General features: G+C 66.7%; 20 protein-coding genes. 10 read left to right on the forward strand and 10 right to left on the reverse strand.

The genetic code is table 11. The features are described 5' to 3' along the window. Positions 1–74: 74 nt before the first annotated feature. Positions 75–2,078 carry an NAD(+) synthase gene (locus ACG01O_RS04420; protein ID WP_394381741.1) on the forward strand — a complete coding sequence of 668 codons (2,004 nt, stop codon included), beginning with the start codon at positions 75–77 and terminating at the stop codon, positions 2,076–2,078. Positions 2,079–2,111: 33 nt separating this feature from the next. Next, positions 2,112–2,450 carry a P-II family nitrogen regulator gene (locus ACG01O_RS04425; RefSeq protein ID WP_394381743.1) on the forward strand — a complete coding sequence of 113 codons (339 nt, stop codon included), beginning with the start codon at positions 2,112–2,114 and terminating at the stop codon, positions 2,448–2,450. Positions 2,451–2,514: 64 nt separating this feature from the next. On the opposite strand, the gene ACG01O_RS04430 is transcribed toward ACG01O_RS04425, so the two are convergent. From ACG01O_RS04430 to ACG01O_RS04450, 5 genes are read right to left on the reverse strand one after another with little or no spacing between them, the layout of a single operon-like run. Beyond that, positions 2,515–2,892, reverse strand: a complete 378-nt coding sequence (locus ACG01O_RS04430; RefSeq protein WP_394381745.1) for a diacylglycerol kinase — start codon at positions 2,890–2,892, stop codon at positions 2,515–2,517. Continuing rightward, positions 2,889–3,401 carry an RDD family protein gene (locus ACG01O_RS04435; protein ID WP_394381747.1) on the reverse strand — a complete coding sequence of 171 codons (513 nt, stop codon included), beginning with the start codon at positions 3,399–3,401 and terminating at the stop codon, positions 2,889–2,891. Before ACG01O_RS04435 ends, ACG01O_RS04430 begins: the two co-directional genes overlap by 4 nt. Further along, the gene (locus tag ACG01O_RS04440) at positions 3,398–4,255 is read right to left on the reverse strand and encodes a DUF3106 domain-containing protein (RefSeq protein ID WP_394381748.1); all 858 of its coding nucleotides are present in this window, start codon (positions 4,253–4,255) and stop codon (positions 3,398–3,400) included. The genes ACG01O_RS04435 and ACG01O_RS04440 overlap by 4 nt, the downstream gene beginning before the upstream one ends. Positions 4,256–4,259: 4 nt before the next feature. Next, positions 4,260–4,739 (reverse strand): DUF3619 family protein, encoded by a 480-nt coding sequence (locus ACG01O_RS04445; protein ID WP_394381751.1) that lies wholly within the window; start codon positions 4,737–4,739, stop codon positions 4,260–4,262. Next, positions 4,736–5,302 carry an RNA polymerase sigma factor gene (locus ACG01O_RS04450; protein ID WP_394381753.1) on the reverse strand — a complete coding sequence of 189 codons (567 nt, stop codon included), beginning with the start codon at positions 5,300–5,302 and terminating at the stop codon, positions 4,736–4,738. The genes ACG01O_RS04445 and ACG01O_RS04450 overlap by 4 nt, the downstream gene beginning before the upstream one ends. A gap of 229 nt (positions 5,303–5,531) precedes the next feature. On the opposite strand from ACG01O_RS04450, the gene ACG01O_RS04455 reads away from it, so the two are divergent. From ACG01O_RS04455 to ilvC, 3 genes are all read left to right on the forward strand, one after another. Continuing rightward, positions 5,532–7,316, forward strand: coding sequence for an acetolactate synthase 3 catalytic subunit (locus ACG01O_RS04455; protein ID WP_394381755.1), 1,785 nt, complete (start codon positions 5,532–5,534; stop codon positions 7,314–7,316). 164 nt (positions 7,317–7,480) lie between these two features. Then, entirely contained in the window at positions 7,481–7,972 is a 492-nt protein-coding gene (ilvN, locus tag ACG01O_RS04460; protein ID WP_394381756.1) for an acetolactate synthase small subunit, read from the forward strand. A 48-nt stretch (positions 7,973–8,020) separates the two neighbouring features. Beyond that, positions 8,021–9,037 (forward strand): ketol-acid reductoisomerase, encoded by a 1,017-nt coding sequence (gene ilvC / locus ACG01O_RS04465; RefSeq protein ID WP_394381758.1) that lies wholly within the window; start codon positions 8,021–8,023, stop codon positions 9,035–9,037. Between the two features lie 50 nt (positions 9,038–9,087). On the opposite strand, the gene ACG01O_RS04470 is transcribed toward ilvC, so the two are convergent. Beyond that, on the reverse strand, positions 9,088–9,423 hold the full coding sequence (locus tag ACG01O_RS04470; protein WP_394381759.1) for an NIPSNAP family protein: 336 nt from the start codon (positions 9,421–9,423) through the stop codon (positions 9,088–9,090). Positions 9,424–9,497: 74 nt separating this feature from the next. Here ACG01O_RS04470 and pssA point away from each other — a divergent pair, with 74 nt between their 5' ends. The 4 genes from pssA to pbpG all read left to right on the forward strand — a co-directional run bounded on the left by pssA (position 9,498) and on the right by pbpG (position 15,097). After that, positions 9,498–10,322: a CDP-diacylglycerol--serine O-phosphatidyltransferase gene (gene pssA / locus ACG01O_RS04475; RefSeq protein ID WP_394381761.1), complete on the forward strand. Its 825-nt coding sequence runs from the start codon at positions 9,498–9,500 to the stop codon at positions 10,320–10,322. A gap of 198 nt (positions 10,323–10,520) precedes the next feature. After that, on the forward strand, positions 10,521–12,209 hold the full coding sequence (gene leuA, locus ACG01O_RS04480; protein WP_394381762.1) for a 2-isopropylmalate synthase: 1,689 nt from the start codon (positions 10,521–10,523) through the stop codon (positions 12,207–12,209). Next, complete coding sequence (locus ACG01O_RS04485) at positions 12,206–13,747, forward strand: 2-isopropylmalate synthase (RefSeq protein WP_394381764.1); 1,542 nt, start codon at positions 12,206–12,208, stop codon at positions 13,745–13,747. Before leuA ends, ACG01O_RS04485 begins: the two co-directional genes overlap by 4 nt. A 351-nt stretch (positions 13,748–14,098) precedes the next feature. After that, positions 14,099–15,097, forward strand: coding sequence for a D-alanyl-D-alanine endopeptidase (gene pbpG, locus ACG01O_RS04490; RefSeq protein WP_394381766.1), 999 nt, complete (start codon positions 14,099–14,101; stop codon positions 15,095–15,097). A 56-nt stretch (positions 15,098–15,153) separates the two neighbouring features. Here pbpG and ACG01O_RS04495 read toward each other — a convergent pair whose 3' ends face one another. Next, positions 15,154–15,924, reverse strand: coding sequence for an IclR family transcriptional regulator (locus tag ACG01O_RS04495; protein WP_394381767.1), 771 nt, complete (start codon positions 15,922–15,924; stop codon positions 15,154–15,156). A 34-nt stretch (positions 15,925–15,958) separates the two neighbouring features. On the opposite strand from ACG01O_RS04495, the gene ACG01O_RS04500 reads away from it, so the two are divergent. Continuing rightward, the gene (locus ACG01O_RS04500) at positions 15,959–17,077 is read left to right on the forward strand and encodes a TIGR03790 family protein (protein WP_394381769.1); all 1,119 of its coding nucleotides are present in this window, start codon (positions 15,959–15,961) and stop codon (positions 17,075–17,077) included. Here the strand turns inward: ACG01O_RS04500 and hpnE are convergent. Genes hpnE through hpnC form a run of 3 tightly spaced genes read right to left on the reverse strand, consistent with a single transcriptional unit; the run spans position 17,023 to position 19,974 of the window. Then, a complete protein-coding gene (hpnE, locus tag ACG01O_RS04505; RefSeq protein ID WP_394381771.1) occupies positions 17,023–18,291 on the reverse strand; it encodes a hydroxysqualene dehydroxylase HpnE in 1,269 nt (422 codons plus the stop codon). The two genes, ACG01O_RS04500 and hpnE, sit on opposite strands and share 55 nt — an antisense overlap. Continuing rightward, positions 18,288–19,136, reverse strand: a complete 849-nt coding sequence (gene hpnD / locus ACG01O_RS04510) for a presqualene diphosphate synthase HpnD (protein WP_394381773.1) — start codon at positions 19,134–19,136, stop codon at positions 18,288–18,290. Before hpnD ends, hpnE begins: the two co-directional genes overlap by 4 nt. Positions 19,137–19,146: 10 nt before the next feature. After that, on the reverse strand, positions 19,147–19,974 hold the full coding sequence (gene hpnC, locus ACG01O_RS04515; protein WP_394381775.1) for a squalene synthase HpnC: 828 nt from the start codon (positions 19,972–19,974) through the stop codon (positions 19,147–19,149). Between the last annotated feature and the right edge of the window lie 122 nt (positions 19,975–20,096).

Here is a 20,096-nt window from a genome sequence, read left to right on the forward strand (position 1 = left end):
CAATCACGGCAAAACCCGGGGCTTCTGCATGACGTGGGCTCCGCGCGCCGCGCAGGGGCTGGCTTGATGGCAGGATGCAGCCCATGCGTTTTGACAACCTCTACAGCCACGACTTCGCCCGCCTGGCCGTGGGCCTGCCCCTGTGCCGCGTGGCCGACCCGGCCTTCAATGCCGCGCAAACCATTGCCTTGCTGAAGCAGGCGGCGGAAGACGGCGCGGCGGTGGTGGCCTTCCCGGAGTTGGGCCTGTCGGCCTACACCTGTGACGACCTTTTCCACCAGCGCGCGTTGCTGGACAGCTGCGAGGCCGCCTTGGCGCAGGTGATGGCCGCCACCGCGGAGGTGCCGACACTGGCGGTGGTGGGCATGCCGCTGCGGGTGGAGCAGCGGCTGTTCAACTGCGCCGTGGTGCTGCAACGCGGGCGCATCTTGGGCGTGGTGCCCAAGACCTTCCTGCCCAACTACGGCGAGTTCTACGAGGCGCGCCAGTTCGCGTCGGGGGAGGAGGCCACCGTCAGCAGCGTGACGCTGCTGGGCCAGGTCGTGCCGTTCGGCAGCCGCCAGATCTTCACCGCCACCGACCTGCCGCTGCTGCGCCTGCACGTGGAAATCTGCGAGGACGTGTGGACGCCCATCCCGCCGTCCTCCTTCGCGGCGCTGGCCGGCGCGACGGTGTTGGTGAACTTGTCGGCCTCCAACGTCGTCATCGGCAAGGCGGGCTACCGCCGTCAGCTCGTGTCGCAGCAATCCGCGCGCTGCCTGGCGGCGTACGTTTATTCGTCAGCCGGGCCCGGCGAGTCGACCACCGACCTGGCCTGGGACGGTCAGGCGCTGGTGTGCGAGAACGGCGAGCTGCTGGTGGAGTCCGAGCGTTTTCAGCGCCGCTCGCAGCTGGTGACGGCGGATGTGGACCTGGAACGCCTGGCCCGCGAGCGCATGCGGCAGACGAGCTTCGGGCAGTCCGTGCGGCTGCATGCCGCGCAGCTGAGTGGCTTCCGTGACGCGAGCTTCACGCTGAACCTGGCGCTTGACCAGCCGTTGCCGCTGCGCCGGCGCGTGGAGCGCTTTCCCTATGTGCCGGCCGACGCCAGCCGCCGCGACGAGCGCTGCCAGGAGGTCTACAACATCCAGGTGCAGGGCCTCACCCAACGCCTGGCCTCCAGCGGCATTCAGAAGCTCGTGGTGGGCATCTCCGGCGGGCTGGACTCGACCCACGCGCTGCTGGTGGCCGCGCGGGCCATGGACGCCCTGGGCCTGCCGCGCATGAACATCGTTGGCGTGACCATGCCCGGCTTTGCCACCGGCGAGCGCACGCGCCAGCAGGCGCTGCGGCTGATGGCCACCGTGGGCTGCGAGGCGCGCGAGATCGACATCCGGCCGAGCTGCGTGCAAATGCTGCAGGACATCGGCCACCCGCACCGCGAGGACGCGCCCGTCTACGACATCACTTTCGAGAACGTGCAGGCTGGCGAGCGCACCAGCCACCTGTTCCGCCTGGCCAACCTGACCGGCGGCCTCGTGCTGGGCACGGGGGATTTGTCTGAACTGGCGCTGGGCTGGTGCACCTACGGCGTGGGCGACCACATGTCGCACTACAACGTGAACGCCAGCGTGCCCAAGACGCTGATCCAGCACTTGGTGCGCTGGGTGGCCGAAACGGGCCAGCTGGGCGAGGGCACTGACGCGCAGGTGCTGCGCGACATCCTGGACACCGAGATCAGCCCCGAGCTGATTCCTGGCAGCCTTCAAAGCACCGAGGCCACGGTGGGCGCCTACGCGCTGCAAGACTTCAACCTCTTCTACACGCTGCGCCACGGCTACGCGCCGGCCAAGATTGCCTTCCTGGCCCGCCATGCGTGGACCGAGGTCTACGCGCTGGGCGAGATCAAGCGCGTGCTGCGCATCTTCGTGCAGCGATTCTTCAAAGGTAGCCAGTTCAAGCGCAGTTGCGTGCCCAACGCGCCCAAGGTGGGCAGCGGCGGCTCACTCTCGCCGCGCGGCGACTGGCGCGCCCCGAGCGATTCCGAAGCGGCCGTGTGGCTGGCCGATCTGGATCGCATCCCGGACGAACATGCTTAAATCGACCTCAGTCAAAACCAGGAGCCCCGCCCCATGAAGCAGATCACCGCCATCATCAAACCCTTCAAGCTCGACGAAGTGCGCGAAGCGCTGGCCGAAGTGGGCGCGTCGGGCCTGACCGTCACGGAAGTGAAGGGCTTTGGCCGCCAGAAGGGCCACACCGAGCTCTACCGCGGCGCCGAATACGTGGTCGACTTCCTGCCCAAGGTGAAGGTGGAAGTGGTGGTGAAGGATGAAGACGTGGATCGCTGCATCGATGCCATCCTGAAGGCCGCCAAGACCGGCAAGATCGGCGACGGCAAGATCTTCGTGGTGCCCGTGGAGCAGGTCATCCGCATCCGCACCGGCGAGACGGACGAAGCTGCCGTTTGATCACCTTTTGACGGCCGGTTGACGGCCGTTTGACATGGCGAGCGCTGGAGCGCCGTCCGGCGTTTCAGCGCAGGTGCTGCCAAACGGCAGCGCCCCAGATGCCGCCCGCCAGCAGCAGCGCCATCAGCACCGCGGCGCTGGCGATGTCTTTGGCGCGCTTGGACAGCTCGTGCCGCTCGAACGACACGCGGTCCACCACGGCCTCGACCGCCGAGTTGAGCAACTCCACGATCAACACGATCAGGAGCGAACCCAGCAGCAGCGCCGCCTGTTCCCAGGTCTTGGCCAGCCAGTAGGTCAAAGGCGCAGCCACGATGCAGAGCCAGGTTTCCTGGCGGAAGGCGCTCTCGCCGGTGTAGGCGGCCTTCAAGCCCGCCCAGGAATAACCGGCCGCGTGAATGATGCGGTCCAGGCCGGTGCGGCCCTTGTGCGGGTTGGTCATGAACGGATGGGAAGCTGGGTGATGACGCGGGTGCGGCAGATCACATCGTGCAGGAACTGGCGCTGCGGGTGCAGCCGGGCCACCAGCAAATAGGCTGCGATGCCGCCGAGCAGGCAGCCGATGATCGCACCGCCGCCGTGCAAGTCGAATGCAGAAACACTGGCCAAGGCGGGCAGAAACCACAACCAGCTCAACAAGTAGCGCACGGTGGCTTGGGGCCAGCGCAGCGGTTGTCCGTCCTCCGTGACCACACGCAAGTGCCAGGTCTTCATGGCCAGCGTTTGGCCGGAGCGCGTCCAGAAGCCAATGAAGTACGCCGCCAGCACGAGAAACAGCGTGATGGCCATGCCCGTGCGGCCTTGCATCGCGTGCTGTTGGCGGGTCAGCACGCTGTAGAGAAAGCCGCTGAAGAACACCACGCCGAACAGCAGCACGCCGTCGTACAGAAACGCGGCAAAGCGCCGCGCGAGGCCCGGCGGCGTCGTCGGAACCACGGCGGCCAGCGTCATGGCCGTTCGGGTGTCGCTTGGGGGGCCTTGAGCGACTTGGGCAGCAGCGTCTTGGGGTCCACCAACGCCGGGTCTGCCACCACCTTGGATTCGCCCGCCGCATGGTGGCTGGGCAAGGCGAGGCCCCGGGTGATCAACACCGTTGTGGCGCCGGGTTTGGCTTGAACCAAGCTGCCCGCCACCGCCACGGGCACCACGATCTTGGGTGCGGCCGGCACGGTGTTGGACTTGGTGCTGGCGTTGGCGAGCGGATTGGCTGCCGCGCCGGGGGCCTTGGCTTGGGCTTGGGCGGCCCGACGCGCTGCCGCCTTGTCCGCCAGTTCTTGGCGTTTTTCGGCGGGCAGGGCCAGGTATTCCTCCCACTTGGCTTGGCGCTGATCGGCGCCTACCTGTTGTGCGACCTGGAAGGTGACGCGCGCATCGGTGCGCTCGGCCGGGCTGAGGCGCGCCCAGTCCCGCATGCGTTCGTGAAGCCGTGTGAGTTCAGCCGGCGGCAAGGCGGCGAGCCGTGGGGTGGTGCTCAGCCACTTGCTGCGCTGGTTGGCACTGAGGTGGTCCCAGTCCTGGGCCAGCGGTGCCAGCAGGCTGCGCTGCGCAGGGTTGAGCGCCTGCCAGGTGGGAGCTGGCGCCAACGCCGACACGGCCGGCAATGCGGCGGGTGAGGGGCGGGCGGCCAAGGGGGTGGGGGCTGCTGCGGAAGGCACGGCCGGCGCACTGGCGCTGGCGCCCTCAGGCGCGGAGGCGGCGTCATTGGCCTGCGCGAAAGCAGAAAACCCTGCGGCGCTGAGCAGCAAGGTCAGGAAGCAAGGCAGGGCGATTGCCGCAGGCGACTTGGCGGCTCGAGTCATGGGCATCCGGTCATTCTTGTCCGTCCCGCAGGAATTCCGCGAAACCCGGGTCGCGGAAGGCATCCGGCGGCAGTTGGTCACTCAGCAAGGCCGTGTCCACTTCACCGGCCGCCACGATTTGCTGGTGCAGGCGGCTTTGCTGCATCAACACGAGGCCGGCCAGCAGGGCCAGCAGGGGCAGGGCAGAAATCAGCTTGGCCCACAGGCCGCGTTCGTCACCTGCGGGGCGGCCTGCACCACCTTGCAGCGCGAGCGTGGCGCCCATTTGCACCGTGGTGGTGCTCGATGCGGCAGCGGCCACGTGAGCCTGGGCGGCGCGGGCTTGGGCGGCGCGTTGCAGCGCCTGCTCACGGGCGAATCGCAAGCGTTCCGTCACATCGTGGGGCAATGCGGCCTGTTGCTCGCTCAAGTGCGCGGCAACGCGGCGGCCGAATTCGGAAACGCGGGTTTCCAGAACGTCCTCGCGGGTGGTGTGGTTCGACTTGTTCATAGCGTGATCCCCTTGGCCTTCAGTGATTTCGCCAGGGCATGGACGGCGCGGGAGCAGTGCGTTTTCACACTTCCCTCCGAGCAGCCCATGACCGAAGCGGTCTCTGCGACATCCAACTCCTCCCAGTAACGCAGGAGGAAGGCTTCGCGTTGACGCGCCGGCAGTTGCTCCACTTCGGCTTCGATGGATTGCAAGATTTGTGCGCGGCTGACTTCGTCGGCGGCACTTTCGGCGCCCAAAGCGCCGTCACGGGATTCGAGGATTTCGAGCAGGTCGAAGTCGCCGTCTCCGTCGCCGCCTTCAAAGTCCGACATGTTGGTCAGGACGGCGTTGCGCGTTTTCTGCCGGCGGAAGTAGTCCATCGTTGCGTTGGACAGAATCCGCTGGAACAACAACGGCAATTCAGCCGCGGGCCGGTCGAAATAGTTTTCGGCCAGCTTGATCATGGCGTCCTGAACGATGTCGAGTGCCGCATCGTCGTCGCGCACCAGGTACGCCGTGCGTTTGAACGCTCGACGGTCGACGGTGCGCAGGAATTCGTTGAGTTCTTTGTCGGTGGCCAAGGCGAGGGAGCTTCCGGACAGCAGCGCGGATTATGGCATTCGTCTTATACGAAGGCTCGAAGGTTTTTGCTGGGCATAATGCTGCTTCGCACAAAGAGTCAATGCTCTCTCCATGGCCGCCCGACTGGGGCCCCACTGGCTGACTGCGCAGGTTCCGAATCCGCCTCACGAGGGCGAGAAGAGGGGCACCAATGGTTTTTCGTTAGAGAAATTCACAGAGGTTCGAAAAATGGACATGTCTGCCGCTGATACGAAGCGCGCCGCCCTGGCGCAACAAGCTTCCACTACCCAATCCTCCACCGCGGAGCTCAATGGCTCCGAGATCCTCGTTCGCTGCCTGCAGGCCGAAGGGGTGCGTCACCTTTGGGGTTACCCCGGTGGCGCGGTGCTCTACATCTACGACGCGCTGTACAAGCAAGACAGCATCCAGCACGTGCTGGTGCGTCACGAACAAGCGGCCGTTCATGCCGCAGACGGCTTTGCCCGGGCTTCGGGTGACGTGGGCGTGGCGCTGGTGACCTCCGGCCCGGGTGTGACGAACGCCATCACCGGCATCGCCACCGCTTACATGGACTCGATCCCGATGGTCATCATCACGGGTCAGGTCCCGACGCCGGCCATCGGCCTGGACGCCTTCCAGGAATGCGACACCGTCGGCATCACGCGCCCCATCGTCAAGCACAACTTCCTGGTGAAGGATGTGCGCGATCTGGCGCTGACGATGAAGAAGGCCTTTCACATCGCCCGCACCGGCCGCCCCGGTCCGGTCGTGGTGGACATCCCGAAGGACGTCTCGCTCGCCAAGACCACCTTCAGCTACCCGGACCGCATCGAGATGCGCTCCTACAACCCGGTGAAGAAGGGCCACAGCGGCCAGATCCGCAAGGCGGTGCAGTTGCTGCTGCAAGCCAAGCGGCCCTACATCTACACGGGTGGCGGTGTCATTCTGGGTGAAGCGACGGCTGAACTGCGCCAGCTGGTCGACCTGCTGGGCTTCCCCTGCACGAACACGCTGATGGGCCTGGGCGCCATGCCAGGCACCGATCCGCGCTTCCTGGGCATGCTGGGCATGCACGGCACCTACGAGGCCAACATGACCATGCAGCACTGCGATGTGCTGCTGGCCGTGGGCGCGCGCTTCGACGACCGCGTGATTGGCAACCCCAAGCACTTCGGGTCGGTGGAGCGCAAGATCATTCACGTGGACATCGACCCTTCGTCGATCTCCAAGCGCGTGCGCGTGGACATCCCCATCGTGGGCGATGTGAAGGACGTGCTGCAGGAGCTGATTGCGCAGATCAAGGAAGCGCAGGCCAAGCCGGATGCCGACGCCTTGAACGCGTGGTGGAACCAGGTCAATGAATGGCGCCGCAAGGAGTGCCTGGTCTTCAAGGACTCGACCGAGGTCATCAAGCCGCAAATGGTGGTGGACACGCTGTGGAAGCTGACCCGCGACCGCGACACCTACATCACGTCCGACGTCGGCCAGCACCAGATGTGGGCGGCGCAGTACTACAAGTTCGACGAGCCGCGCCGCTGGATCAACTCCGGTGGCCTGGGCACGATGGGCGTGGGCCTGCCGTACGCGATGGGCATCAAGCTGGCCAAGCCGGAATCGGATGTGTTTTGCATCACCGGCGAGGGCAGCATCCAGATGTGCATCCAGGAGCTGTCGACCTGCTTCCAGTACAAGACGCCGGTCAAGATTGTCTCGCTGAACAACCGCTACCTCGGCATGGTTCGCCAGTGGCAGCAGCTCGATTACGAGGGTCGCTACTCGCACAGCTACATGGATGCGCTGCCCAACTTCGTGAAGCTGGCCGAGGCCTACGGTCACGTGGGCATCCTGGTCGAGAAGCCCAGTGACGTGGAAGGCGCGCTCAAGGAAGCCATGCGCCTGAAGGACCGCACGGTGTTCCTCGACATCCGCACCGATCCGACCGAGAACGTCTGGCCCATGGTCAAGGCGGGCAAGGGCATCTCGGAAATGCTGCTGGGCTCGGAAGACCTGTGAGCGACTGAAGCCGCAGGCTCTGGCGCGCGTTACCGCGCGCGCTGGGGCCGGTGGCAGATGGCGAACGCAGCCGACGAAGGCAATCCTCCTCAACGATTCGAACCCGCTGCCAAGGTCCGTCGGTTACCGCCGCCGGCACTGAAGAGCGCGAAGGACGACATCCCATGAAACACATCATTGCTTTGCTCATTGAGAACGAGCCGGGTGCGCTGTCGCGCGTCGTGGCCCTGTTCTCGGCTCGGGGCTACAACATTGAGAGCCTGACGGTGGCGCCGACGGAAGACCCGTCGCTGTCACGCATGACCATCGTGACCACCGGGTCCGACGAGGTCATCGAGCAGATCACCAAGCACCTGAACCGCCTCATCGAAGTGGTGAAGGTGGTGGACCTCACCGAAGGCAACTACACCGAGCGTGAGCTGATGCTCATCAAGGTGCGCGCGGTGGGCAAGGAGCGCGAGGAAATCAAGCGCACCGCCGACATCTTCCGCGGCCGCGTGATCGACGTGACCGAGAAGACCTACACCATCGAATTGACCGGCGACGCGAGCAAGCTCGACGCCTTCATCGACGCGATCGACCGCGCAGCGATCCTCGAAACTGTCCGCACCGGTGCCAGCGGCATCGGCCGCGGTGAGCGCATCCTGCGCGTCTGATCGACGCGTCCGACCCTTCTTTCAAGTTTTTTCCTGGAGCGACCCAACATGAACGTCTACTACGACAAGGACGCCGATCTCAGCCTCATCAAGGGCAAGAACGTCACCATCATCGGCTACGGCTCACAAGGCCACGCCCACGCGCAAAACCTGAACGACAGCGGCTGCAAGGTCACGGTCGCTCTGCGTCGCGGCGGCGCGTCGTGGTCCAAGGCCGAAGGCGCGGGCCTGAAGGTCGCCGAGATCGCCGAAGCCGTGAAGTCGGCTGACGTGGTCATGATCCTGCTGCCCGACGAGCAGATCGCCGACGTGTACAACAAGGAAGTCGCCCCCAACCTGAAGGCGGGCGCTTCGCTGGCCTTTGCCCACGGCTTCAACGTGCACTACGGCCAGGTGCAGCCGCGCGCTGACATCGACGTCTGGATGGTTGCCCCCAAGGCCCCCGGCCACACCGTGCGCGGCACCTACCGCCAGGGTGGCGGCGTGCCTCACCTGATCGCCGTCTACCAAGACACCACCGGCAAGGCCCGTGACCTGGCCCTGAGCTACGCCGCAGCCAACGGCGGCGGCAAGGCCGGCATCATCGAAACCTCGTTCCGTGAAGAGACCGAGACCGACCTGTTCGGCGAGCAGGCCGTGCTGTGCGGCGGCGCGGTCGAGCTGATCAAGGCAGGCTTCGAGACGCTGACGGAAGCTGGCTACGCCCCCGAGATGGCCTACTTCGAGTGCCTGCACGAGCTCAAGCTCATCGTGGACCTGATCTACGAAGGCGGCATCGGCAACATGAACTACTCGATCTCGAACAACGCCGAGTACGGTGAGTACGTGACCGGCCCGAAGGTCGTGACCGAATCCACGAAGAACGCGATGCGCCAGTGCCTGAAGGACATCCAGACCGGCGAATACGCCAAGTCCTTCATCCTGGAGAACAAGGCTGGCGCCCCCACGCTGATCAGCCGCCGCCGCCTGACGGCCGAGCACCCGATCGAGCAGGTTGGCGCCAAGCTGCGCGACATGATGCCCTGGATCAAGGCCAACAAGCTGGTCGACAAGGCCAAGAACTGATCGCCCTTGTCGGGCAATAGCAAGGCCGGCGCATGCCGGCCTTTTTTCATTCAGAGCCGATGGTTGGCGCGTAGCGCATCCACGGCCTCTTGGGGCAGCCAGAGCAGCGTGTTCAGGTAGGTCTCCAGGCAGTCCACCAGCGTTTGGCGTGGCCCCTCGCGCCAGATGGTCGAGCCGTAGAAGGCGTCTTGTTGGGCGGTGAGTTGTTCGCGGCTGTCGAAGGCGCGGATCAGGAAGAAGCTCTCTTCCTCGTGATCCGAACGCCCGAAGGCCACCACGTCCATGCCGCTGGCCTGCACCAAGGGCAACGCCTGCTTCACGGCGGTGGTGAAGCGCTCGGCACAGCCGGGCTTCAGGCGGTAGGTGCGAACTTCGATCAGCTTCAAGGTGGTGCTTTCCTGTCGTTTTCGACATGCTAGGTCCGGCATTTGCCGGGATCTGTCAGCTATCCTGACGCCCTATGACCCCTGACTCCCTCGAGGACGACGAGCCCAGCACGTCGGTCCGCCCCCGCCGCAAAGGCATCTACGCCTTGCCGAACTCGATCACCCTGGGCGCCTTGTTCAGCGCCTTCTACGCCATCGTCATGGCCATGAACGGCCGCTTCGAGGTGGCCTGCGTGGCCATCTTTGCCGCCGCCATCCTGGACAGCCTGGATGGCCGTGTGGCGCGCATGACCAACACGCAGTCGGCCTTCGGCGAGCAGATGGACAGCCTGTCGGACATGGTGGCCTTTGGCGCGGCGCCGGCGCTCATCGTCTACATGTGGGCGCTGAAGGACATGGGCAAGCCGGGCTGGATTCCGGCCTTTGTGTACATCGCTGGGGCGGCGTTGCGCCTGGCGCGCTTCAACGTGAACATCGGTGTGGTGGACAAGCGCTACTTCCAGGGCCTGCCCAGCCCCGCCGCTGCGGCGCTGGTCATCGGCCTGATCTGGGCCGTGGTGGACCAGGCCAACTACTCTGGCGTGAAGGCGGGTAGTTGGGAGTCGTGGGCGGCTTACGGCATCACCTTGTTCGCCGGGCTTTCGATGGTGACGAATGCTCCGTTCTACAGCTTTAAAGTCTTCGACAGGAGGCGCTCCGTGCCCTTCGTGGTGCTGGTCATGATCATGCTCGGCATCGGTCTGGCGGCGCTCGATCCATCGCGAGTTCTCTTCGGTGTCTTCTGTGTTTACGGGCTTTCGGGCTATGTCATCTACGGCTGGCGCAAGGCCAAGGGAAAGCCGGTTTCGGTCATCTCCACCAGCACCGACGAGCCCGACGAGCGCGGCTTGCACCAGTAAGCATTCGTGCTAGATTCCCAACCCATGGACCGCGCCGCGCAATTCGCCCTGCTACTAGCCCTAGAGGAACTTCGGGTTCGCTAGTCAGTCGCGCACGCACGCTCTTCTTGACCTTTAACGGCCCGATTGCAACCGCAGCGGGCCGTTCTTGTTTTCTGATGCTGCTGGTTGCCCCACCCACGCTCCTGGATGGACACCATGTTGAAGCAACCGCAGCTCAAGTACCGCCCCTTCGCCCCCGTCAGCTTGCCGGACCGCACCTGGCCCGATGCTGTGCTGACCCGTGCGCCGATCTGGCTGAGCACCGACCTGCGGGACGGCAACCAGGCGCTCATCGAGCCGATGGACATCGCGCGCAAGCTGCGCATGTTCCAGCAGCTCGTGAAGATCGGCTTCAAGGAGATCGAGGTCGGGTTCCCGTCGGCGTCGCAGACCGAGTTCGACTTCGTGCGCTTGCTGATCGAGGGCGGCCACATTCCGGAGGACGTCTCCATCCAGGTGCTGACGCAAGCGCGCTCGCACCTCATCGAGCGCACCTTCGAGGCGCTGGACGGCGCTCAGCGCGTCATCGTCCATGTGTACAACGCGGTGGCGCCCATCATGCGGCGCGTCGTGCTGGGGCAGGACGAAGACGGCATCGTCGAGTTGGCCGCCACCCATGCCCAACAGATCAAGGATTTGGCCGCGGCTCGCCCGGGCACCGACTGGCGCTTTGAATACTCGCCCGAGATGTTCTCGGGCACCGAGCTGGCCTTCAGCAAGCGCGTGGTGGATGCCGTCACGGCGGTGTGGGCGCCGACGCCCGAGCGCAAGTGCATCATCAACCTGCCGTCCACGGTCGAGCACAGCACGCCCAACATCTTTGCCGACATGATCGAGTGGATGCACCGCCACCTCGAGCGTCGCGATGCCATCGTGCTGTCGGTCCACCCCCACAACGACCGCGGCACCGGCACGGCGGCCGGCGAACTGGCCCTGATGGCCGGCGCCGACCGCATCGAGGGCTGCCTCTTCGGCAACGGCGAGCGCACCGGCAACGTCGACCTCGTCAACATCGCACTCAATCTCTACACCCAGGGTGTGGACCCGCAGCTGGACTTCTCGGACATCGACGAGGTGCGCCGCTGCGTTGAGCACTGCACGCAGATCCCGGTCCACCCACGCCATCCGTACGTGGGCGATCTCGTGTACACCTCCTTCTCCGGCTCCCACCAGGACGCCATCAAGAAGGCCTTTGCCGCCCGCAAGGACGGCGACATTTGGGACATGCCCTACCTGCCGGTCGACCCCAAGGACCTGGGCCGCAGCTACGACGCCGTCATCCGCGTGAACAGCCAGTCCGGCAAGGGCGGCATCGCCTACCTGCTGGAAGCCGAGTACGGGCTGGAACTGCCGCGCCGCCTGCAGATCGAGTTCAGCCAGGTGGTGCAGCGGGTGATGGACGACGCCGGCAAGGAGCTGACCGCGGCCGACATCTACGGCATCTTCGAGCGCGAATACGGCATTGGCGACGCGGGTGCGTCGGTCGTTCAGCCGCAGATGACCGAACTCGCGGGCGGCGCCATGAAGCTGTCGGCCGAGGTGGTGTTGGGCGGCTGGGTAGGCCACGTGCAGGGCGAGGGCAACGGCCCGATCGACGCCTTCGTGCACGCGCTGTCGGCGCGGTTGGGTCAGGAGGTTCGCGTGTTGGACTACCACGAGCACTCCATCGGCAGCGGCGCCGACGCCCGGGCCGTGGCCTACTTGGAAATTCGCGTGGGTGACGTCACCCGCCACGGCGTGGGCATTGATGGCAGCATCGTGCGTGCGTCCATGCAGGCCATCTTGTCCGGCCTGTCTCGGGCGCCGGTGGTGGTGCCCCAGGAACAAAAGGAAAACGTGCGATGACCGACAAGCTGATCATTTTCGACACCACGCTGCGCGACGGCGAACAGTCGCCCGGCGCGTCCATGACGCGGGAAGAAAAGCTGCGCATCGCGCGCCAGCTGGAGCGCATGAAGGTGGACGTGATCGAGGCGGGTTTTGCCGCGTCCAGCAACGGTGACTTCGAGGCCGTGAAGGCGATTGCCGCTGCCGTGAAGGACAGCACCGTGTGCTCGCTCGCCCGTGCCAATGACCGTGACATCGCCCGCGCCGCCGAGGCGCTGGCGCCGGCCGCACGCTCGCGCATCCACACCTTCATCGCGACCAGCGAACTCCACATGGAGAAGAAGCTGCGCATGACCCGCGAGCAGGTGCTCGATCAAGCCACGCTGGCCGTGCGCTTTGCGCGCAACCTGTGCGGGGACATCGAGTTCTCGCCGGAAGACGGCTACCGCTCCGACATCGACTTCCTGGCCCGGGTCTGCGAGGCCGTCATCCGCGAAGGCGCCGGCACCATCAACATCCCGGACACGGTGGGCTACGGCATCCCGGAGCTGTACGGTGACTTCATTCGCCGCCTGCGCGAAAAGGTGCCCAACAGCGACCAGGCCATCTGGAGCGTGCACTGCCACAACGACTTGGGCATGGCAGTGGCCAACTCCCTGGCCGGTGTGAAGATCGGCGGTGCCCGGCAGGTGGAATGCACCATCAACGGCCTGGGTGAGCGGGCAGGCAACTGCTCGCTGGAAGAGGTCGTCATGGCCGTGAAGACGCGGCGCGACTACTTCGGGCTGGACGTGGGCATCGAGACCTCGCAAATCGTTCCGGCCTCCAAGCTCGTGTCGCAGACGACCGGCTTCGTCGTGCAGCCCAACAAGGCCGTGGTGGGCGCCAATGCGTTTGCACACGCCAGCGGCATCCACCAGGACGGCGTGCTCAAGGCGCGCGACACCTACGAAATCATGCGTGCCGAGGACGTGGGCTGGGCGGCCAACAAGATCGTGCTGGGCAAGCTCTCGGGCCGCAACGCGTTCAAGCAGCGGTTGCAGGAACTGGGCATCCAACTCGACAGCGAGGCCGAGGTCAACGCGGCGTTCCAGCGCTTCAAAGACCTGGCTGACCGCAAGAACGAGATCTTTGACGAAGACATCATCGCCCTCGTGATGGACGAGTCGGTCACGGCCGACCAAGAGCATTTCCGCTTGTTGTCGCTCGCCCAGCGCAGCGAAACCGGCGAGCGCCCGCACGCCGCGATCGTGTTCGCGATGGGGCACCAGGAGCACCGCGCGGAGAGCGACGGCAACGGCCCGGTGGATGCCACGTTGCAGGCCATCGAGTCGGTCGTGCAGTCGGGCGCGGAAATGGTGCTGTACTCGGTCAACGCCATCACCGGTGGCAGCACCGAGTCCCAGGGCGAAGTCACCGTGCGCCTGCAGCACGCCGGCCGCGTGGTCAACGGCGTGGGCGCCGACCCGGACATCGTCGTGGCGTCGGCCAAGGCTTACCTGGCCGCCCTGAACAAGCTGCAAAGCAAGACCGAGCGGGTCGCCGCGCAAGGCTGATTCCGTGTCCGACGAGCGGCGTGACGCGTGATCCGTGTCACGCCGTTTGCTTTTGCGTGGCGCGCTGGCCCGAATTGACGGGCGATGGCGTGTCAAGTCGGACAGCGGTGAGCGTCGCAGTGCGGCACCATGAATTGGCGAACATCGGGTGCGTACCGGGCCAGCCCGGATGTTCGAACCGTGTCAGCCGCGGTTCACTGTCAGGCGTTGGGTCTGGCACGCCACCGGTTGACGACAAGAGTTCACTTGAGGAAAAGCACCTAAGTGTTTGTCTTGGTAACGGTTTTACGGTCTATTACACTGCCACCTGCTGTTTTGGGGGTTCCATTGAAGCCATTGATTGCTGCTCTGTTGAGCCTCTCCGCGCTGGCGAGCGGCACCGCCGCGGAAGCGGCCGCCCAGCCGGCCAAGTCCAAAGCCAGCGCGAGCGCTCCGGCCAAATCGTCAGCGCAAGCCGCGACGAAACCGGCGGTGAAATCGGGCGCGACGCGCAAGGTCAGCTCGGTGGTGGTGCGCAAGGCCGCGCCGGTGCTGCCCGCCGTGCCCACGTTCGGCCAGGTTGCCGGCCTCCACACCGTGGACGACCCGCTGTCGCTCAAGTCCAGCGTGGCCTACGTGTTGGATCAAGACACGAACGAGGTGCTCTTCTCCAAGAACCCGCAGGCGGTGCTGCCGATTGCGTCCATCACCAAGCTGATGACGGCGCTTGTGGTGGTGGATGCCGGCTTGCCGCTGGAGGAGAAGTTGACCGTCTCGCAAGACGACGTCGACACCGAGAAATTCACCCGCTCGCGCTTGGCCGTGGGCACCACGCTCACGCGCGGCGAGATGTTGCACTTGGCCCTGATGGCCAGTGAAAACCGTGCGGCGCACGCGCTGGGCCGCCACTACCCGGGCGGTCTGGAGGCGTTTGTGGCCGCCATGAACGCCAAGGCGCACAGCCTGGGCATGACGGACACGCACTACGTCGAGCCCACCGGCCTGTCCAGCCGCAACCAGAGCAGCGCTGCCGACCTGGCCAAGCTGGTGGACACCACGAGCCAGGTGCCCTTGCTGCGTGATCTGTCCACCTCGCGCGAGGCGCGTGTGGCCTTGGGCAAGCGCCTGGTTCAGTTCCGCTCCACGAACGGCTTGCTGTCCAACCCGCTGTGGGACATCGGCCTGCAGAAAACCGGCTTCATCAACGAGGCGGGCAAGTGCCTGGTGATGCAGGCCAGCATGGCAGGCCGCAAGCTCATCATGGTGTTCCTGGACTCCAGCGGCAAGGCCTCGCGGATTGCCGATGCCGAGCGCATGCGCAAGTGGCTGTCGGCCCAGGCCGAATCGAGCCCGGTGTCGGCGAAGTTCTGACGCCGGTCCGTGCCCCAATGAGCGAGCGGCGCCCACGGGCGCCGCTTTTCATTTGATCAGCCGCGGTAGCCCAGGGCGGACGAGATTTGCGCGGCCGTTTCCTTCAGCCGCACCACCCAGGTTTCTTCCAGGCGATCCGCCGGGGCCGAAATGGACAGGCCCGCCACCAGTTTGGCCTGGTCGTCGTAGATGCCGGCGGCCATGCAGCGCACGCCCAGCTCCAGTTCCTCGTCATCCCGCGCGATGCCGCGCTGGCGCACCATGGCCAATTCGCGTTCGAGGGCGCCGATGTCGGTCAGGCTGTTGCGGGTGTGGCCCGACAGGCCGGTGCGCGTGGCGTAGGCGCGCACACGCGGGCTGTCGTCGCTGGCCAGGAACAGCTTGCCCACCGAGGTGAGGTGCAGCGGCGCGCGGCCGCCCACGGCGCGAACCACCTGCATGCCCGAGCGCTCGGAGTAGGTGCGTTCGATGTAGACGATCTCGTCGCCCTGGCGCACCGACAGGTTCACCGGCTGGTGCGTGAACTTGTGCAGTTCGCGCATGGCGGGCAGGGCGGCGTCCCGCACATCCAGCCGGGCCTTCACCAGGTTGCCCAGTTCCAGCAGGCGCATGCCCAGGCGGTAGCTGCCGGCTTCGGGGCGGTCCACAAAGCGGCCCAGGGTCAGGTCATTGAGAATTCGGTGGGCCGTTGACGGGTGCAGGCCCGTGGCCTCGGCCAAGGCCTTCAGCGAGACCGGATCCTGGTGGGTGGCCAGCACATCCAGCAGGGCGAACATGCGCTCCAGAACCTGAATGGCCGGGGTCTGGGGCGAGTCTTTGGCTTTCATGGCGGCATTGTCGGGGAGATTGCGCGTGTTTTGTATGGCGAAAGCCGCCTTCAGTTGGTGGCATGCGCTCAGGCGTTGCGCCACGGCGGCGGTGTGGCTGGGGGCGTGGATGGCGGCTGCGTCGCCGAGCGCCCAACCCGCTCCGGGCTGGCAACCCGCGCCGGCGTACCACGCGCGCCTCACGGCAGCGTCGCTCGGGCTGGTCATCAACACCGCCGATCCGTATTCGGTGGCCGTGGGCGAGACCTATGTGCGCCGCCGTGGCATTGCCGCCGATCACGTGTTGCGCGTGCGCCTGCCGGTGCGCGCCAGCCTCTCACGGGAGGAGTTTCAGGCGCTGAACCAGGCCGTGCGGGCCCACATGCCCGAGGCGGTGCAGGCCCTGGCCCTGGCTTGGGTGCAGCCGTACGCGGTGGAGTGCAACGCGCTGGGCAGCGCCCTGGCCTTGGGCCTGCAGCCGGGTGTGTGTGCTGACAGCTGTGCGGCCACGCGCCCCAGCCCGCTGGCGCACTATTCGGGCGCGCGGACCTGGTCGGTGCTGGGCGTGCGGCCGGTCATGCACATCGCAGCCCGGTCCGTGGTCACGGCGCAGGCCTTGATCGAGCGTGGCATCGCGTCAGACCACAGCCTGGCGCGGGCTGATGTGGCGCCCGTCCATGCCTACCTGGCCGCCACGCCCGATACAGCGCGCAACGTGCGCGAGCGGCTGTTCCCTCCGGCAGGGGCCGTTTCGACCGGGCCGGGCGCAGCCCCGTTGGACGTGGTGCGGGTGCGCAGCGAGGCACTACCGCCTTTGCGGCGCACCGTGCTGTACCAGACGGGCTTGGCGCGGGTGCCGCCGCCCCTGGGCGGCGAGTGGCTGCCCGGCGCCTTGGCGGATCACCTCACCTCGTTTGGCGGTCAGTTGGATCGGCCCGTGGGCGATGGGCAAATGAACGTGCTGGACTGGATCGAAGCGGGCGCCACGGCGAGCTACGGCACGGTCAGCGAGCCCTGCAACCACCTACAGAAGTTTCCGCATCCGCAGGTGTTGATGCAGGCCTATGCCCAGGGGCTGACCGCCCTGGAGGCCTACTGGCGCAGCGTGCTGTGGCCCGCTCAGGGCGTGTTCGTGGGCGAGCCCTTGGCCGCGCCCTGGGCCAGCACCCCCTGAGCCGCCGCCGCCCCCGCGCGCACCGCGCCCTCCAGCGTGGCCGGGTAGGGGCCGGCCACGTAGTCGCCCGCGGCCCACAGCCCGGGCCGGATGTGCGCCGCCGGCCGCTGCAGGCCCGGCGTGCAGGCAAACGTGGCGCGCTTTTCGGTCAGCACACGGTCCAGCACCGGGGGTGAGGCCCAGGCCAGTTCGCGCAACGCCTGCGCCAGCACCGCTTGCCCGGCGTCGCCCCGTGCCACCCAGTCCGCCGCACCGCTGACGACGAAGGCAAATCGCCCGGCCGCGCCGCCAAGCTGCCCGTGGTCGAACACGAACTGCGCCGGTGCGTCCGGGCCTTCGCGCAGCGCGAGCATGGGCGCGGCCAGGCGGCTGCCGGGGCTTTGCAGGTACACGGTGACGATGGGCTGGAACGGTAGCTGCTGCGCGGTGTGGGCCCAGTCAGGGGCGATGTCGGCGGTCAGCCGCGCGGCTTCAACGCTGGAGCACGCCAGCACCACCGCGTCGAACGCTTCGCCGTCGACCTGCCATTCAGGTTCAATCCGCTGCACGCGCCGCCCCAACTGCAGGCGGGGCCCGAGCCAGGCGTGCGCCGGTGTGGCCAGCAATTCAGACAACGGGCGCCGCGGCAGCAGCAAGTCGGCGCTGCCGGCGCCGCTGAAGAGAGCGTCCTTCAGCACCCGCAAAAAAACCTCGGCACTGGCCTCCGCCGCCGGGGTGTTGAGTGCGGCCACGCACAGGGGCTCGATCAAGTCTTGCAGCACGACGCGGGGCAAGCCGCTGCACAAATGCGCGACGTTCTCGCCCGGTGCGCAGCGAAACCCCCGCACCAGCCAGCCGGTGGCCGCCATCAGCAGCCGCAGGCGGGCCGGGAGCGGCCAGCCGCGGTGGGCCAGCACGCCGCGCGTGAACGCCAGCAGCGGCGGCCCCGGGGGCAACTGCAGCCCGGGCTCGCCCGGGTAGGGCAGGGCCAGAGGGGCCCGCAGCAACACCGCGTTCACGTCCACGCCCAGGCGCTGCATCAGGGCCAGGCTGTCGCGGTAGGCGCCAATCAGGATGTGCTGGCCGTTGTCGTACGGCGGGTCGCCCGCCACGCTGCGGGCGCGGCCACCGGGCTGAGGGGCCATGTCGAACACGGCCACGTCGGCGCCGCTGTCGGCCAGGCGCGTGGCGGCAGACAAGCCGGCCCAGCCGGCCCCGACGACGGCGACCTTCACCGGCCGCGCCAGTTGGTGCGCATGGCGATCCAGAGCTTGCGCAGCGGCGTCAGCGAGATGCGCTGGTGCAGCACCTGGAAGTTCTCGCGCTCGATTTCCACCAGCAGGGCGCGGTAGATGTTGGCCATCATCAGTCCGGGCTTTTGCGTGGCCCGGTCCGCCTCGGGCAGCAGCGCAAAGGCTTCGTCGTACAGCCGATGCGCACGCTCGGCCTGGAACTTCATCAGCGCGGTGAAGCGCTCGCTGTAGCCCCAGGGCTTGCTGCGCAGCAGGATTTCATTGGCCTTGACGCCGAACTGCTGCAACTCGTTCACCGGCAGGTAGATGCGGCCGCGCCGGGCGTCGTCGCCCACGTCGCGAATGATGTTGGTCAGCTGCATCGCCTGGCCCAGCTTGTGCGCGTACTCGACCGTCTGCGGCTGCGTGCGGCCAAAGATGCCGCTGGCCACCTCGCCCACCACGCCGGCCACCAGATGGCAATAGCGCGCCAGCCCGGGGAAGTCCAGGTAGCGGGTTTGCTGCAGGTCCATCTCGCAGCCTTCAATGACCGCGTTCAGGTGTTCGGCCCGGATGTCGAACGCCGTGGTGTGCGGCATGAGGGCCAGCATGACCGGGTGCGTGGGGTGGCCTGCAAAGGCGCCGGCCACTTCCTTGCGCCACCAGGCCAGCTTGGTGGCCGCCACGCCTGCGTCCTGGGTTTCGTCCACCACGTCATCCACCTCGCGGCAGAAGGCATAGAACGCCGTGATGGCCGCCCGCCGCGCAGGCGGCAGGAACAGGAAGGCGTAATAGAAGCTGGAGCCGCTGGCTGCGGCCTTGTCTTGGACGTACTGTTCGGGAGTCACGGCGAGGCGATCAAGATGCGGCACGCATTGTCAACGCCCGCCACAGCATCCAGGGCAGGTCCCAGGCGGTGAGGGCGGGGCGACGCCGCAGGCTGTCTTGCCCGCCGCGCTCGATCTTGTGCAGGATGCGCAGCCCGCCTTGCACCACCAGCCGCAATTCCCACCCGATGCGCCCCGGCAGCGTCAAGGCCAGGGGGGCGCCGTCCAGCATCAACTCGCGCGCCCACGCGCACAGGTCGGCCACCAGCCGGCGCGCGGCGGGGCTGTCGTGGCACTGCAGCACGGCTTCGGCCGACACACCATGCCGAGCGAGGTCGGCTTGAGGCACGTAGAGCCGGCCCCGGGGGCCGTCGCGGGTGAAGTCTTGCCAGAAGTTGATGAGCTGCAGGGCCGAGCAGATCGCGTCCGATCGGCGGGCGGATTCGGCATCCGTGACGCCGTACAGGCCCAGCAACAGCCGGCCCACCGGGTTGGCCGAACGCCGGCAGTAGTCCAGCAGGTGGGTGCGGTCGCGGTAGAGCGGCGGTGTCAGGTCTTGAACAAAGGCGTCCAGCAAATCGTGCAGCAGCGGCGCCGCCAGGCGGTGTCGTTCCCGGGCCACAGCGTCGAACACGGCCGGCCAGCGCTCGGAGGCGGGTTGGCCGGCCATGGCAGCGTCGAGGTCGGCCCGGTAAGCCGCCAGGGCCAGCGCCCGCTCCGGCGGGGCGTCGTCGCCTTCGTCCGCGAGGTCGTCGGCGGTGCGGGCGAAGTGGTACAGCGCCACCACCGCCGGCCGCAGGGCCCGCGGGCACAGCCAGGAGGCCACGGGAAAGTTCTCGTAATGATCAACGCTGCTCAAGTTCGTTCTCAAGTTCGGCTTGCAAATGCTTGCCGTTGCAGCGAAATTTCGTCAGGTTTGACAGTCGTCACAGGCTCTGAATACATTACTGACCCGCCGGTCATTAAATTTCGGGGCCGGTG

Origin of the sequence: Pelomonas baiyunensis (assembly GCF_043555935.1) — a bacterium.
Lineage (GTDB): Bacteria > Pseudomonadota > Gammaproteobacteria > Burkholderiales > Burkholderiaceae_C > Pelomonas > Pelomonas baiyunensis.